Raw genomic sequence first — 15246 nt, forward strand, 5'->3', positions numbered from 1 at the left:
AAACTCCCAAAATGGGACTATAATTCCCCAATGAGGATCATCGCGCTTTCCCGACTAAAGGCATTCTACGAACACCCCGGGCGTGAAGATTCCAAATGCACCCTCACGCAATGGTATGCCGCGGTGAAGAAGAGCGCGTGGGATTCTCCAGCCGATGTAAAACGCGATTTCGGAAACGCGAGCATTCTCAAATCCGGCCGTGCGGTTTTCAACATAGCCGGCAATAAGTACCGTCTCGTAGTTTGGATCAACTATCCCTACAAAATCGTGTATATCCGCTTTATCGGGACACACGAGGAATACGACGGCATTGATGTCCAGAAAATCTGAGACGAATCGGGAACGTGAGGTGAATGAGATGAAAATCCGGCCAATCAGAACACATGAGGATTACGAAGCAACTCTCCGGAAAATCGAGGGGCTCATGGATGCCGCCCCGGATTCACCCGAGGGGGACCGGCTCGATGTTTTGGCGACACTCGTCGAAGCCTACGAGACGCGACATTTCCCGATCGATGCGAACGATCCCGTGGAGGCCGTTACCTTCGCGATGGAGCAAAAAGGACTCTCTCCGGCCGATCTCGTCCCGTATATCGGAAGAACGAACCGGGTCTACGAGGTTCTGAACCGCAAACGAAAGCTCTCGCTCAGGATGATCCGGAATCTGCACAAGGGTCTGGGAATTCCACTGGAACATCTTATCCGCTGAGAGATCCCGGCGAGAATCGCATCTTCGGCAGATTCTTCCGCTATAAAGTTCCTGCGGGGAGAGGCGTCCTTCTGCGCAATCCCCGCCGGATTTCTTTGAGTCACGGCTTCCTCCCGCCAAAACGATTACGGTTCCTGAAAAATCGTTATCTTTTATGCCGTTCTCCGAAAAACGATTATACCCGCGGCCATCAATTTCGCGAAGCCGCCCCCGGCTCTGCCCTAGTCCTCCGTCTCGATGCTCAGCCGGCGGTGAAGCTCGGGCAGTGAGATTCCGGTCTTCCGCGAGATCTCGAGGAGGTCGTCGTATTCGAGCGACCGATGAATGTTCTCGCCGCCGAGCATCGCATCCTTGCGCCGCACCGTTCCGAGCGACGTCTCCCGCGCGTGCGACTCGGACCGGGCCTTGAGCCGGTCCACGGCGATGCAGCGCATCCCGAGCGTCGTCGTGCAGCGCAGGATGATCGAGGCCATTGTCTCGCGCTCCTCGGTCCGGCAGAGGCATGAGAGGCGTACCGCAGGGCGCCCCTTTTTCATCATGATCGACTCCAGCCACACGTCGAGCGCCCCTGCCTCGAAGAGACGCTCCATCGCCGGCGCGTAGAACTGCGGATTCATGTCGTCGATATTCGTTTCGAGCACCACGCCGGTGTCATGCTCCAGCGGCAAGCGTCCGGCGCCCGACGCGCATTCCAGGCAGAAGACGCGAAGGGCGTTCGGGATATCGCTCTCCCGGCCGCCGAGCCCGCGCCCCTCGGCCAAAAGCTTCCCCGCCGGAAGCGATCCGAACTCGTCGGCGATCATCGTCGCAAGCAGCGCCCCTGTCGGTGTCACGCGCTCCATCGGCCCCCCCGCGACAAAGATCGGAACACCCGTGAGCAGCGCGCTCGTCGCGGGAGCGGGAACCGGCAACACCCCGTGCGCGCATTTCACCGTCCCCGATCCCACGTTCAGCGGCGAGCAGACCACGCGTCCGGGCGCGAGGCGCTCGAGCAGCATGAACGATCCGAGGACATCCACGAGGCAGTCGATCGCCCCGACCTCATGAAAGTGAATCTCATCGGGCGACACGCCGTGAACGCTCCCCTCGGCCTCAGCCAGGCGGCGGAATGCGGCCGCGCCGCGCTCCTTGACGAACGGGGAAAAGCTGCTTCGTTCGATGATATCGAGAACGTCGTGCAGATGGCGGTGCGGGTGATGCTCGTGCGTCGCAACCTCAATCCGGTAGCCGGAAACGCCCCCGCGCCGGTCCCGGACGACGCGGACGCCGACATCCGGAACGCCAAGCGCCGTCGTCACTGAGGCGGGGAACGCATCCGCAAAGTCCTTCGAGCCTTCGAGCCCATCGATCACGTCGAGCATCGCCCCGAGCGTCATATCTCCGGCGATCCCGGCGAAACAGTCGAAATACAGAACGCGCACCGCTATCTCCTCCAGTATTCGGGACGGTCCCCGCACAGTGATTCGTATTATACCGGAAGCATACGAAGTCCTTCCTCCGCACTTCACTCCCGAACCGCCCCGTGATATTCTCTATACTGATCGGACTGGAGAGGTGGAGAGGACGCATGAGCGAACGACTCGAGGAACTCATCCGGAAGCGGGCCTCCGGCCACGGGGCCGACAGGTTCCTCTGGAGCCCCGGAGCCACGTCTTTCGAAGGACGCTGGATGACTGGAAGGGAATTTATGCTTCTCGCGGACCAGTGCGCCGAGACCCTGCAAAAGAACGGCTTCCGCGGAGGCGACCGGATCGTGGCGTTTCTGCCGAACTGTCCGATGGTCCATATTCTCTCGCTCGCCGTCTGGACGCTCGGCGGAACTTTCGCGCCGATCAACCCGCGCGGCGGCGCGGAATGGACCGAACGGATCGTCGCGCATCTCGCCCCCGCGCTCGTCGTCACCGGCCCAGGGTTCGACGCGATCGCCGAAATCGCCGGAAGATGCGGGATCCCGTCCGTTCAGGTTTCCCCCGTCGGGCCGCTGCCGGACATCCACATCCGGACGATGGACGTCCCCGGCTCCGCAGATACGGCCGTCATCTTCGCAACATCCGGTACGACGGGGCTGCCGAAGGCCGTCCCCCTGACCCACGCGAACCTCATCGACAATACGACGGCCGTCCATCACACGGTCGAAGGCTTCGAAAAAGGCAAAACCCTCATGAATGTCCTGCCGAACTTCCACTCCTTCGGCTTCACGGTCTGCGGCCTGTTGCCGCTCGTCTGCGGCCTCTCCGAAGCGATCTCGCCGTCGTTCATGCCGCTTCCGGCCTTCTTCGGATCGCTCCGCGCAGCGCGACCGGACATCCTCATCGCCGTGCCGACGATGCTCCCCTTCATCCTCGGGGCCGTCTCGAAGGGAGAAAAGCTCCCCGAAAACCTCCGCTATATCCTCACGGGCGGCGGCCGTCTCGATCCGACGCTCGAAGCGCGATTCCGGAAGGAACTCGGCGTCATCACCTTCGAAGGCTACGGCCTCACGGAGTGTTCGCCCGTCGTCGCGTCAAACCCGAGCGACGCGCGGCGGCGGACCGGCACCGTCGGCCTTCCGATGCCCGGCTACGACGTCCAGATCCGCGACGAAGCGGAAACGCCGCTTCCAGCGGGAGAGGAAGGCGTTCTCTGGGTCCGGGGGCCTTCGGTCGCGTCGGGCTATTTCCGTGACCCCGAACAGACCGCCGAACGTTTCCGCGACGGCTGGTTCAACACGGGCGACATGGTTCGCATCGACGAGGACGGCTACATCGCGATCCTCGACCGCGTCAGCGACATGCTCGTCGTCAGCGGATTCAACGTCTATCCGCAGGAGGTCGAAACCGTCATCAGGGAAATTCCGGGCGTCAGGGAAACCGCCGTCGTCGGCATCTCGAACCCCGTCACGGGCGAGGTGCCCGTCGCGTTCGTCATCGCCGACGAGTCCGCCGGACTCACGCAGAGCGACATCGTCGGTCGCTGCAAGTCGAAACTCGCGTACTACAAGGTCCCGCGCAAGGTCCGGTTCGTGCAGGAACTGCCGATCTCGAGCGTCGGAAAGGTGCTCAAGCGAAAGTTGCGCGAGATGATGGTCAAGGAGACGAAAACACCTAGTTTATAAGCAATGAATATTCCGATAATACATCCCTCTTAGTCTGGCTGGAAGCATTTGCACAATAATAAAGCTTGACTCACAGTTGTTCTGACTGCTGAGAAAACATACATTCCTAACGAACTGTCTTCAAACAACTGTCTTTTCTCTATAAGGAAGGCGGGGAGGAGTCCGCTGTTTTTTTGGTGTGCATATTCCCGTACTTTTCCCGTATGTTTTCGGCTTACTCCGGAAATATAATGTCTGAAATGCAATGAAGGCTCAAACAAAAACGAGGAGGTCTTGAACGAATGCGTGTTTCCTTTCCCAAAAAAGTTTTCTGCGTACTTTTTTTAGTCGCCATCGCTTCTGGCGGAATAAGTTTTGCGTCCGAATCATTTACTTTCGTCATTCCACCGGTATACGATCGTGCTTTTGACTTCCACGAGGACGTAGCTCGTGTACAATCTGGAGATGTTTTTTTTCTCATCGACTCTACAGGCAAAAGAGCTATTCCCGAGGATTTCAAAGGATTGACGAATATGTCGGAAGGTTTGGCCGGAGCAACAGCGGATAACGTTAAATGGGGCGTTATCGACAAGACGGGGAAATTCGTCATTGAACCGAAGTTCGGCAGAATAGCGGTTGATGGGTTTTCTTCCGGCATGGCCGCCTTTCTCAAAGGAGCGAAGTGGGGATATACGGACGCAAAGGGTAACGTGAAGATCGAGCCACAATTTGAGTTTGCAGGTCGGTTCGAAGAGGGATTGGCTCCTGTCAGCGCAGCGTCTTCTTTTGTTTATATCGATATGACAGGAAAACCTGTTATCGCCAGCACGGATAGATTTGAATACGCATCCAATTTCAAAGACGGAGTTGCTGTTGTTCTCTCGAACAGGATAGTACGCTTCATCGACAAAACAGGGAAAGTACTCCTCAGCAAAGAGGGTCTGGGCGGATTCCCTTTCCAGAACGGCCTTGCGCCGATCATGCCCGAATTCGACGCATGCGGTTTTATCGACAGGACGGGGAATCTGGTCATCCCCGCGAAATACCCGATGGTTTGGCCGTTTTCGGAAGGGCTTGCCGCATTCAAAGATGCGAAAACAAGTCTTTGGGGATATATTGATGCAAAGGGTGCGGAAATCATTCCTCCGACTTTTGAAATGGCGTACTCCTTTATGAAATTGTCGGACGGAAAGATCTTGGCAGCTGTCAAGGAACCCAAGGGAAAATGGGGGTTCATTACGCCTGTAAAATAATGGCCTGTTATCGAGAGGAGGATGTATCGTGAGGCGTCTGAATAAAAGTATTCCAACGGCGTTTTTTTTGCTGCTCGTCGCTTTTTTGTTGTGTGGCATCTCTTTCGCTTCAGATTGCGCAACCTCGGGACGCGGGTGAGGCCCCAATCCGGATCCCGTGGCGGATCCGATCAGTGATCTCGCGGCAACGCCTGGCCCTGCAAGTGCGACCTTGAGATGGACACCCCCGTCCGGGTGTACTGAAATAACGCTCTATTACAAGAAAACAACAACCGGGGCACTTGCGACTGTTCCCGGCGCAACGATTACTTCCGCAATGAATAACTATACGGTACGAAATCTCGAACCCGGTGTCGTTTACGTGTTCTTCCTCGACGTCGTTGGAGGAGACAATCAAGGACGCTCAAACGAAGTAAACGTGACTCCGCTTGCTACAGATCCCACTCCAACCGGTGTTCCTACTACGACACCAGGGCCGACAGCAATACCATCTGTCACGGTTACCATTGCTCCATCGGTATCTCCTTCAGCATCCGGAGCATCCGGTGGGGGTGGCTGCACAATAGGTGTTTTCTCGTTTTCTATGATCCTGCTCGCTATTCCGATTTTTGCGCTTTCCAGAAGGCGATAAAACCGCCCCGAATATTCCTGCAAAAGTAAAGCCCTCGCAAGTTTTTTTTGCGGGGGCTTTTATTATCTGAATTCTCGAATCGGTGCTAAAAAATTACCGGCTGGATTCCACGATGAGGTCTCCTTGCTCAAATTGTACGTGAATCTGTGAGAAGTTACTTTCAGCGCCGATACGTATCGTCCCGGCATACCCCGGTGGAAGAATCGTATTGTCGCCGAGAGAAATCGCCTGCCAGACAGAATTCCCCCGAGGTATGAGTATCTGTATGGCGCTTTTGAATTGAACGGAGGCATTTCCTCTGTTCAATATCAGGAAATCACTCCCTGACATTTGCATTTGTTCTTGGCATGAAATTTTCGCCGGCAACGATGTGACAGTCCCCAAGAGGTTCCAATCATCATTGGAACTCCTTTTCCATGAGACCGTAAGGCTCACCGGTCTCTCAGAGAAAGAAAAAAATCTCACCGGAAGACGCACATTTTGCCCATCTTTTTCAAAGGAAAGCATGGCGAAACTGTTAATGTCCCGTGAGGCTGGAAGCATCACATCAAGCACCTGATATTTTTCCTGCTCCTGCCTCATAACCGTTTCAAGGCCTGTAACACGTACAGAGCCAACGCTTCCTCCTCACCCACATCCGAGAGAAAACTCAAAGGGATACGACGTTCGACTTTCGGGGATCCTCAACAGGATTTCGTCGATAATTCCCTTCCCCTGAAGCATAAGTCTTGGGAAGCTCGTCATTGTAAGGCCTACAGGAGCATCTGAAGGAAAATTATATGCAGGCATACCCCTTCGAAAGTAGACCGCATCTCCGGAAAGAGGCATTTTTTGAAGACTTTCGAGCTGTTTCCGAATCTTCGCATCATTAGAAAACTGCACCGCCGAAGAGGAGTTCGTCGCAGTGAAACAGGCAAAGAGAAACGCAATCACCCCAACAGACATTCTCACAATATCTCGTCGTATCGGCAGAAGACACCACACTCCTTTCAATCGAAGGAAAATCGGGATACAAAAATCAAGGGGACTCTCACGGAACCTCTATTGAAATTATAAGTGAAATACTCGTCGATTCACTCCGTATAATTACGACTCAGGCGTAATCTGAAGAACATATCTGTACATGCTGTCAGCAGCATATAAGAAGAGGAAGGGCGCTCATAATGAGGACCCTTCCTCTTCTGTGGAGCAAGACTCAATCAAATAAACTGAACAGATTCCTTACTTCTTCATCAGAAGGGCGAGCGGAGCAAGAAGAACAAGGGCAAGAGGAGCAAACGCACCCGCGTTGCATCCGCCGCTGCTGCTGCTCGGCGCCGTCGTCGGCGTTACGACCTGTGTCACAGTAATCGTAACATCCTTCGATACAGTCTCGTCACACTTGAGAGCCACAGAAGTCTTGACCGTTCCGACCTTAAGGCCCGTCACGATGAGCGAGTCACCGGAAACAACCGCCGAGGCGACATCTGAAGAAATCGCTCCCCAGACAACGTCCGAGCAGGCGCAGGTTTCGGCAACAACCGGTGTGACCGTCTTCGTTTCGCCGACAAGCAGCGTCGGGTCAGAAACGGTGATCGTGCACGGAACCGTGCCCTTCTTCGCGATGTAGAACGTTCCCTTGAAGTATCCGTCAAGCACGCCATCGTTCGCGACGATGATCTTGTTACCAGTCGCCGGAATGGTGACGTACTTCACCAGAGAGTCGCACAGCGCGCCGTTCACTGAGAAGATCGGCAGGTACACTGTGATCTCGGTGTTCGTCTTGCGTGCAGACTGCCCGGCAGCGCTGTTCACGATTTCATCAACTTTCGCGAACAGGGAACCCTGCCAATCGAAGTCAGCTTTCGTCAGAATTGACGAAAGATCGATCTTCTGGCCATTCAGAACCGCGATTACCGTGAACGTGTTCCAGAAATCTCCTCTCCACGTCTTCGCATCCTGATTGAAGCCGGCCGCAGCGAAATCAGCGGAGTCAAGCGTGAAGCGAAGCTGGACACCAACCATCGAGGGCTTCGGGGTCGTGGAATCGTACTTCACGTCCTTGACCTTGAAGTAGTTGTACCACAGCGCCTCAGTGCTCTTGTCGTCAGTCGGAATCCGCTGCATATCCCACGTGTTGTTGGTCACGATAATCCCCGTGTCCAGCGTGAGATACGTGGTGTCAACTCCGGGGAACCGGAGGTCTGTCGTCGTGCAGCCGGCAGCAGTCATAGCCTCGCGGACGTTCGTCTGCTCGCCGCAGTCGCAGGGCTGCCACACAAAGAGAAGGTCACCCACGCAGCACGGATCCGGGTTCGACGACGAAAGCTTCCCGACCGTGTACGCGGTGTTCCAGCGTCCCGTCACCCCCGTGCCATCGTTCGCCGCAAGCTTGAAGTCCTTGTTCGCCTTCGGCTGCATCGTCTTCGTGAACGCCGGGTAGATCCAGCAGGAGCACTGGTCGTTGATGATATCGCCGTTCGCCGCACCGCTCAGATAGTTGAAGTCACCCCAACGGTACGCCTGGTCCACGGAGATTGTTCCGAGGTATCCCGTCTGAGTGCTGTAATCAACACCCGTTCCATATACATGACGGAACGTGGGATCGCCGCTGACGGTATCACAAAGTCCACAGTCGGAGGAACAGATGTTCGCCTGGATTCCGCCCTGCGACGTCTTGATGTCGAGCGCGTCGACACCGAGGTTCTGGATCGCAACGCGAGGAACATCGATCACTTCGACTTCAGCGCACGGATCCGTACCGCACACGCAGTTCGCTCCGCCGTACCAGACGCCGAGATACTGCATCTGGCCGAAGTAGTTGTCCGCAACGTCGATCAGGTCAAGATCCTTCACACCAGCCGCATCTCCGGTATACGGAGCCGCAGCATAGAACTGGACCCAGTCATACCTCAAGCCGCAGTCCTGCATCGCCGTCCGACGACTGTAGGTGTTGGTCAGATCCTTCTCCACAGGCCAGAAGTACTTCACAACGCTGTCGTCCGTATACTTGCCCTGCACATTTTTTGTGTTCCACGTAATCCGCTCGTTCGGGGCGACACGCACACGGAACATGTTCTCGTCGTTCAGGTGAGCCGTCGCAAAATCAGGGCTGAATACCGCGTTCCCCGGCGTCGCATCGGTACGGTCCGCAGACGTCACCCAGATCCCGAAATCCTGGCAGCAGTATACGCCGTAACGGTTCGGCTCGTTGAAGTACAGCTTGACGTGACGCGTGTAGCCCTTCTGATCCGTCACATCGTTGCTCACGAACGTCTCGTCGCAGCAGTCGAGCTCGAACGTCACCGCGCAGCAGTCGATCGCGCACAGAGAGTTCCGGTCAACCACCATGTCGCCGCTCATGACCGTACGGACATAATGTTTCGGCACAGCAGGAAGCCCTTCCCCGGACGTCACGAAAGTGAGGTTGAACGGCATCACCATCGGGTCGTGGACATCGGCATCCGTCGCCGTGCGGACGAGAAAACCCTGGAACCCGTCGTTCAGGTTAGCCAAGTCAACGCTCGCCACTCCGGTCACATCGTTGATGATTTTGTTTTGCCACTTGTTCGTCAGCGCGGCCCACTTCGTCGAATCCCACTTGAACGTGCTCGCCGTATTCACGAGTCCGCTCCGGGCAACGAGATCGAACGACACCGTCGTATTGCCGGCAGCACCGGTCCGCTGCACATACAGCGTGAATCCGTCCTTCTTATCCACGAGCCACTTGTTCCGGTTCAGGTTCGCGGACTGCCACAGAAGGTAGTACTGACCAAGCTGCGCGGCATCGTTCTCGCGAGCTCCGGCCGCCGTATAGTCCTTATAGGCGCTGCTCGAAAGGCCGTCGGCACCATAAGGTTCACCGCTGATGATGAACGTATCCATAGCGGTGACGGTCGCCGCCTGTTCGTGGGTCACATTCGTTGGCGAAGAGGCGAACGCTACTGTCGCCATCAGCGCGAAAAGCAGAACAAGCGCAAAACATGAAAGCTTCTTCATCCAGTAATTCCTCCTTTTCGGAAAGAATCTGCATTATGAGAACCGATCGGGCTTACCGGAGTCCGAATTCCCCGGGTCGCCGCTTCCGAAAAATCACCAACACTTCATACCACGCGCGCGATATTCCGTTGTCGGTACCCTTCTCCGGTGGGCGGATCCCCCCTTCCGTTCGAATGAATCAGGCTGCCAGATATCTCATGGTACCCGTCCGATGCGGCCCGCCGAAAGGCGGACACCCCGCATCCGCGATTATAGCAGATTCTACGGAATCTCACCAAGAAACGCAAGCGAATATGTCCCGTAGTGACCACATTCGGGAGAGTTTTCCGCGCGGGTTGCGGGATATACGGACCAAGTTTACACACTCCGTTTATGATGTCAAGTATTTTCGTTTTCTTAAGCGGGCTTCTCATGCCTGTATCCGTGCGGTTCCGCGGCGTATTCGCGCCGGACACCCCGGGATGGTATAATGCGCCTCGCATACTATTCTTCCGATACGACAGGAGCGATTCGATGAAGTGTCTGGCAACGTTTCACATCACGAGCATGGCGATTCTCTTCGAACGCACGCTTCGGAAAGAGGGGCTCACGGTGAAGGTCGTCCCCGTCCCCCGGCAGCTTTCCGCCAGCTGCGGCCTCGCGTGCGAATTCCCCTGCGACGCGACGGAGCGTGTGAAGGCGGTCTGCGCGGAGCGCAAGATCGAGACCGCGGGCTTCCATACGCTCGACGATCAGCAATAGACGATACCGAGAGGGAGGAATGAACATGACACGGCGCGTGGTTATCGTCGGAGGCGTCGCCTGCGGCGCGAAGACGGCCTCGAGGCTCATGCGCGTCTGCGCGGACGCTCAGGTGACGGTTCTCGAGAAGGGCGACTGGGTGAGTTACGCGGGGTGCGGGCTGCCGTACTACGTCGGCGGCGTGGTGTCCGAATACCGGCAGCTCGCCGGAACCGCGCTCGGCGTCATGCGCGACGCGGCGTACTTCCGCGGCGTCAAGGACGTCGAGGTACTGACGCGGCATATGGCGACGCGCATCGACCGGGCGAACAGGATCCTCCGCGCGACGGACCTGAACACCGGCGAGGAGAGGACTTTCCCTTACGACGCGCTCGTCCTCGCGACCGGCGCGTCTCCGATCCGTCCTCCGATTCCCGGCGTCGACTCGGGGCGGGTTTATACGCTCTGGACGATGCCGGACGCCCTCGCGATGCGCGACGCGGTCGACTCGGGAACCGTACGGAACGCCGTGATCGTGGGCGCCGGGCTCGTCGGCATGGAGATGGTCGAAAGCCTCGTGAACCGCGGAATCCGCGTCTCCGTCGTCGACGCTCTCGCGACGCCCCTGCCGGCCGTGTTCGACGGCGAATTCGGCTTGCGCCTCAAGAAGTGCATGGAGCGCCACGACGTCGAGTTCCACGGCGGCGAGAAGGTTCTCGAAATCGAGTGCGAGGGGGGAACCGCGAAGTCGGTGCGGACGGACGCGCGGACGCTGCCGTCCGATATGGTGCTGCTGTCGGTCGGCGTCCGCCCGAACACAGCCCTCGCAAAGGACGCGGGGCTCGAGCTCGGGGCGCGGGGGGCGATCGCGGTCGACGAACGGATGCGCACGAGCGATCCATATATATATGCCGGCGGAGACTGCGCCGAAACGGTGAATTTCCTGACGGGAAAGCGCGTCTGGCAACCGATGGGGTCGACGGCGAACCGCCAAGGGCGCGTGATCGCCGATGCGATCGCCGGACTTCCGGCCATGTTCCGCGGCGTTCAGGGCACCGGGATCCTCAAGTTCTTCGAGCTGACGGCCGGAAAGACGGGCCTGACGGACGCCGAGGTCCTCGAGGCCGGGCTCGACCCCGTCGCGGTCACGGTGGTCGGCTGCGATATCCCGCACTTCATGCCGGGCGCCGGATCGCTGACGATGCGCCTGTCGTGCGAGCGGAAGAGCCGCCGTGTCCTCGGACTCCAGCTTCTCGGCAACGGCAGGGGCGACAAGCGGCTCGACGCGGCCGTGAACGCCATCGCGTCGGGGATGACCGTCGACGATCTCGCGGACGCGGACCTCGCGTACGCGCCGCCGTTCTCCACGGCGCTCGATATGCTGACGCACGCCGCGAACGCGCTCCGCAACAAACTCGACGGCCTCATGCCCTCGTACAGCGCGACGGAACTCGCCGCGAAGTTCGAACGCGGCGAGACTCCGCTGCTTCTGGACGTTCGGACCGCTCCCGAGCTCGACGCGCAGGGGCGTCTGCCGTACGACTTCATCCACATTCCGCTCGGGCAGCTTCGGAATCGCGCGGGAGAACTTCCGAAGGACCGCGAGATCGTGACGTTCTGCAAGGTTTCGATCCGCGGATGGGACGCCCTCTGCATCCTGCGGCACCTCGGATTCGAGCGCGTCGCGGTTCTCGAAGGCGGCGTGATGGGCTGGCCCTATTCGCTCAGATAGGTCACGCGGCACTTCCGGATGAAGGAGGCGGGGTGGTAGCTCATCTTCGCCTCCCGCATCCCGGGGTCGCCCAGGTCTTCCTCCCGGTTGACCCACGCGAACGAGGTCGCCGTGCGTTCGAGGAATATCGCGTTGATGGCCTGGTAGACGCCCGGATAGCGGGTGAACCCCTTTTCGAAGTGGATTTCGACGGTATCCGCCGAGAGCGCCTCGGCGATCGTATAGGCGACGAGCGTTCCGTCGACGGACAGCGCCCCTCCGAGCAGGCCGGGAAGATCCCCCCACGACGTGAGAACGTGCGTAATCGCGCGGTTTTCCTCGCGCAGCCCCGGCGTGCCGTCGCAGTTGCGCCACCGGCACCACTCCCCCTGCATGAGCAGGATCTCCTCCACGGTTTCCGGCGTAATCTCCCGGTAGGTCCAGTCGCAGGATTCCATGAATTTCCGGACACGGCTTTTCTTCGCGCGGAAGCGGTTTCCTGGAAGGTCGACGAGGTCGCTTCTCCTGTGGACGTATTCCCAGAGGTTCCGCCGGTTTTCGGCGATAATCCGCGCGCCGAGCTGTCGCTTCCAGATCAGCGCGAGCGGCGCCGGGACGTGGTCGAAGACCGCGCCTTCGGGCCAGAGACGCCGGAAGATTCCGTCCCAGTCGCGGTTCCAGTCGCCCGCCGGGGCGTAGAGCAGCGGGGCCGGACGCGTCTCGCGGATCCAGAAGAGGTCGGGCGTCTCGGGATCCGTCGCCCACTCGTAGCCGCACTCTTCGCGCCACGCCTGGAGCGTGACGAACGAATAGTCGCCCGCAGCGAGCGGCATCTTCCGGCACGCGCAGAGGTAGTCGTCGCGGTCGGCCTGCGAGACCGGACGGAAGTCGAGCGTCATGGGGTCAGCCAAGCCACGTCACGCGGTATTTTTTGAGGTATCCGGAAGGGTTGTACGACTCCTTCGCCTGTCTGATCGATTCGCTGCCCATGTCCTGTTCGCGGTTTACGCGGCGGTACGCCGAGCCTGAGCGCTCGAGAAAGGTCTGGTTGATCGCCTGGTAGATTCCCTTGTAGTCGGTGAATCCCTTCTCGAAGTGAATCACGAGCATATCCGGCCCCCCCGACGAAAGCCCTTCGGCGATCGTGTAGGCCACGGGGCGTCCGTCGACGCGGAGCAGCCCTCCCATGAGTCCGGGAAGGTTGTCCCAGTCGCAGAGGATTCTCGTGATCGCGTGGTTCTCCGCCCTGAGCCCCGGCGTGTCGTCGCAGTTGCGCCACCGGCACCAGTCGCCCTGAAGGGCGAGGATTTCGTCGATGTCGTCGCGTCCGATCTCCTCGTAGGTCCAGTCGTAGAGCCTGCGGAACTGCATGAGAAGGTTCCGCTTCGCATGGAGGCGGTTGCCCTTCAGCGAGATCAGGTCCCCGACCGGGTAGACGTATTCCCATTCGGATCGCTGCTCCTCGATACGCGCGTGCGTTCCGAGGGTGCGCCGCCAGATTTCCGAGAGCGGCTCCGGGACTCTCTCGAAGACCGCCCCTTCGGGAAAGAGCCTCTTGAGCATGGGCTTCCAGTCGACGCCAATCCAGTTTCCCACGGGGGCCCAGTTCGTGGGAAGCGGCGACATGATCCGCAGCCAGCAGAACCCGGAGTCGAAGGCCCATTCGTACCTGCGCTCGTCCGTCCACGCCCAGAGATTCACGAACGTGTAGTCCGACGTCCATTCCTGACACGCCCCGTAGAGAGCGACATATTCCCCGCGCCTCCCGAGATCCAGCAGGTCGTATTTCAGCGCCACCCGCTCCACCCCATTTCGGTCGTTCTTGGGGGTCATTATACGCTGTATCTCCCGGAAAATTTCATTTCGGGAGATACAGCCTTCTGAAGCAACGTTACGCCCGGTAGGCAATCTCCCCGTTCACGAAGGTGTAGCGCACGCTCGTGCGCGCGTCGAGCGGATCGCCGTCCCACACGACGACGTCGGCGTCCTTGCCCGGTTCGATCGTTCCGACGCGATCCTCGATCCCGAGATGCTCCGCCGCGCCGAGCGTGACGCACCGGAGCGCCGCCTCGCGCGGCAGTCCCGCCTTGACGGCGAGCGCGACACACACGGACAGGTGCTCGAGCGGGATGACGGGGTGGTCGGTGATGATGCAGAGGTGCACCCCGGCCTTGTAGAGGATGGGCAGGGTCTCCCACGTCTTGTTGCGCAGCTCGATCTTCGGCTTGCCCGTCAGCGTCGGACCGACCGCCGCCATAACGTTGTTCTCCGCGAGGAAGTCCGCGATCAGGTGCCCTTCCGTGCAGTGCTCGATCGTGAGTCGGACGCCGAATTCCTTCGCGATCCGAACGGCCGTCGCGATATCGTCGCACCTGTGGGCGTGAACGCGGAGCGGCATCGTCCCGTTGAGCACCGGAAGCATGGCCTCCCACGCGAGATTGCGCTCGAAGGCGTCACCCTTCGCCTCCGCCTGCTCCCTCTTCGCCCGGTAGTTCGCGGCGTTCACGAGCGCCGTGCGCATCAGCGCGGCGTTGCCCATCCGCGTGTTGGGCAGCTTGTTCTTTTCCTTGTAGATGCGGATCGGGTTTTCGCCGAGCGCGGCCTTCATCCCCGAGGGGGCGGCGACGACCATCCGGTCGACGACATCCACCTTCGTTTTGATGATGGCTCCCTGCCCGCCGATGACGTTGCCGCTACCGGGCAGCGTCTGGACGCACGTGACGCCGCCGCGGAGCGCGTCGGCGAAGGCCGTGTCGTCCTGGTAGATCGCGTCGAGGATCCTGAGCTGGGGCGCGATCGGGTCGACCATGTCGTTCGCGTCTTCCATCGCTTCCGGAAACCCCTCGCAAAACGTCCCGATGTGCGTGTGCGCGTCGATGAAGCCGGGCGTCACCGTGGCGCCGGCCGCGTCGATGATCTCGCACCCCGCGGGCGCCGTTCCCCTCTCTTCGACGGACACGATCTTTCCGCCGTCGATCACGACGCAGGCGTCGCGAAGCGTCCGTCCGGCCATCGTCTCGACCGTTCCGTGGATCAGAGCTTTTTTCGTCATGACCTTCCCTCCCTGAATTCCGGCGTCCGTTCCGGACGCCACCGGATATTGTACACGATCCGGGTCTCGGAATTTTTTACTGACCAATATTGACAAGATCGGAAAATCGGCTATACTGT

13 protein-coding genes are annotated in these 15246 nt (G+C 59.1%); 7 read left to right on the forward strand and 6 right to left on the reverse strand.

Annotated features, from left to right (window positions below; translation table 11 throughout):
- Positions 1–30: 30 nt before the first annotated feature.
- Positions 31–330, forward strand: a complete 300-nt coding sequence (locus ACZ5IU_RS04065; RefSeq protein ID WP_464420773.1) for a type II toxin-antitoxin system HigB family toxin — start codon at positions 31–33, stop codon at positions 328–330.
- A 28-nt stretch (positions 331–358) separates the two neighbouring features.
- Positions 359–709 carry a helix-turn-helix domain-containing protein gene (locus ACZ5IU_RS04070; protein WP_464420775.1) on the forward strand — a complete coding sequence of 117 codons (351 nt, stop codon included), beginning with the start codon at positions 359–361 and terminating at the stop codon, positions 707–709.
- Positions 710–930: 221 nt separating this feature from the next.
- Here the strand turns inward: ACZ5IU_RS04070 and larC are convergent, their stop codons facing one another.
- Positions 931–2130, reverse strand: coding sequence for a nickel pincer cofactor biosynthesis protein LarC (larC, locus tag ACZ5IU_RS04075; RefSeq protein ID WP_464420777.1), 1200 nt, complete (start codon positions 2128–2130; stop codon positions 931–933).
- A 146-nt stretch (positions 2131–2276) separates the two neighbouring features.
- On the opposite strand from larC, the gene ACZ5IU_RS04080 reads away from it, so the two are divergent.
- The 3 genes from ACZ5IU_RS04080 (at position 2277) to ACZ5IU_RS04090 (ending at position 5666) form a co-directional block, all read left to right on the forward strand.
- Entirely contained in the window at positions 2277–3803 is a 1527-nt protein-coding gene (locus ACZ5IU_RS04080; RefSeq protein WP_464420779.1) for an AMP-binding protein, read from the forward strand.
- 281 nt (positions 3804–4084) lie between these two features.
- The gene (locus tag ACZ5IU_RS04085; RefSeq protein WP_464420781.1) at positions 4085–5035 is read left to right on the forward strand and encodes a WG repeat-containing protein; all 951 of its coding nucleotides are present in this window, start codon (positions 4085–4087) and stop codon (positions 5033–5035) included.
- A 157-nt stretch (positions 5036–5192) separates the two neighbouring features.
- Complete coding sequence (locus ACZ5IU_RS04090) at positions 5193–5666, forward strand: fibronectin type III domain-containing protein (protein ID WP_464420783.1); 474 nt, start codon at positions 5193–5195, stop codon at positions 5664–5666.
- Between the two features lie 93 nt (positions 5667–5759).
- On the opposite strand, the gene ACZ5IU_RS04095 is transcribed toward ACZ5IU_RS04090, so the two are convergent.
- Together ACZ5IU_RS04095 and ACZ5IU_RS04100 are read right to left on the reverse strand one after the other, a co-directional pair.
- Positions 5760–6221, reverse strand: a complete 462-nt coding sequence (locus ACZ5IU_RS04095) for a hypothetical protein (protein ID WP_464420785.1) — start codon at positions 6219–6221, stop codon at positions 5760–5762.
- Between the two features lie 666 nt (positions 6222–6887).
- Complete coding sequence (locus tag ACZ5IU_RS04100) at positions 6888–9644, reverse strand: Synerg-CTERM sorting domain-containing protein (RefSeq protein ID WP_464420787.1); 2757 nt, start codon at positions 9642–9644, stop codon at positions 6888–6890.
- Positions 9645–10157: 513 nt separating this feature from the next.
- On the opposite strand from ACZ5IU_RS04100, the gene ACZ5IU_RS04105 reads away from it, so the two are divergent.
- Both ACZ5IU_RS04105 and ACZ5IU_RS04110 read left to right on the forward strand, forming a co-directional pair.
- Complete coding sequence (locus ACZ5IU_RS04105; RefSeq protein WP_464420789.1) at positions 10158–10385, forward strand: putative Se/S carrier protein; 228 nt, start codon at positions 10158–10160, stop codon at positions 10383–10385.
- 25 nt (positions 10386–10410) lie between these two features.
- On the forward strand, positions 10411–12096 hold the full coding sequence (locus ACZ5IU_RS04110) for an FAD-dependent oxidoreductase (protein ID WP_464420791.1): 1686 nt from the start codon (positions 10411–10413) through the stop codon (positions 12094–12096).
- Here the strand turns inward: ACZ5IU_RS04110 and ACZ5IU_RS04115 are convergent.
- From ACZ5IU_RS04115 to ACZ5IU_RS04125, 3 genes are read right to left on the reverse strand one after another with little or no spacing between them, the layout of a single operon-like run.
- On the reverse strand, positions 12081–12974 hold the full coding sequence (locus ACZ5IU_RS04115; RefSeq protein WP_464420793.1) for a DUF2156 domain-containing protein: 894 nt from the start codon (positions 12972–12974) through the stop codon (positions 12081–12083). The genes ACZ5IU_RS04110 and ACZ5IU_RS04115 overlap by 16 nt on opposite strands.
- Positions 12975–12978: 4 nt before the next feature.
- On the reverse strand, positions 12979–13908 hold the full coding sequence (locus ACZ5IU_RS04120) for a DUF2156 domain-containing protein (RefSeq protein WP_464420795.1): 930 nt from the start codon (positions 13906–13908) through the stop codon (positions 12979–12981).
- Positions 13909–13966: 58 nt separating this feature from the next.
- Positions 13967–15127 (reverse strand): amidohydrolase, encoded by a 1161-nt coding sequence (locus tag ACZ5IU_RS04125; protein ID WP_464420797.1) that lies wholly within the window; start codon positions 15125–15127, stop codon positions 13967–13969.
- Between the last annotated feature and the right edge of the window lie 119 nt (positions 15128–15246).

This window comes from Lactivibrio alcoholicus (assembly GCF_055390895.1).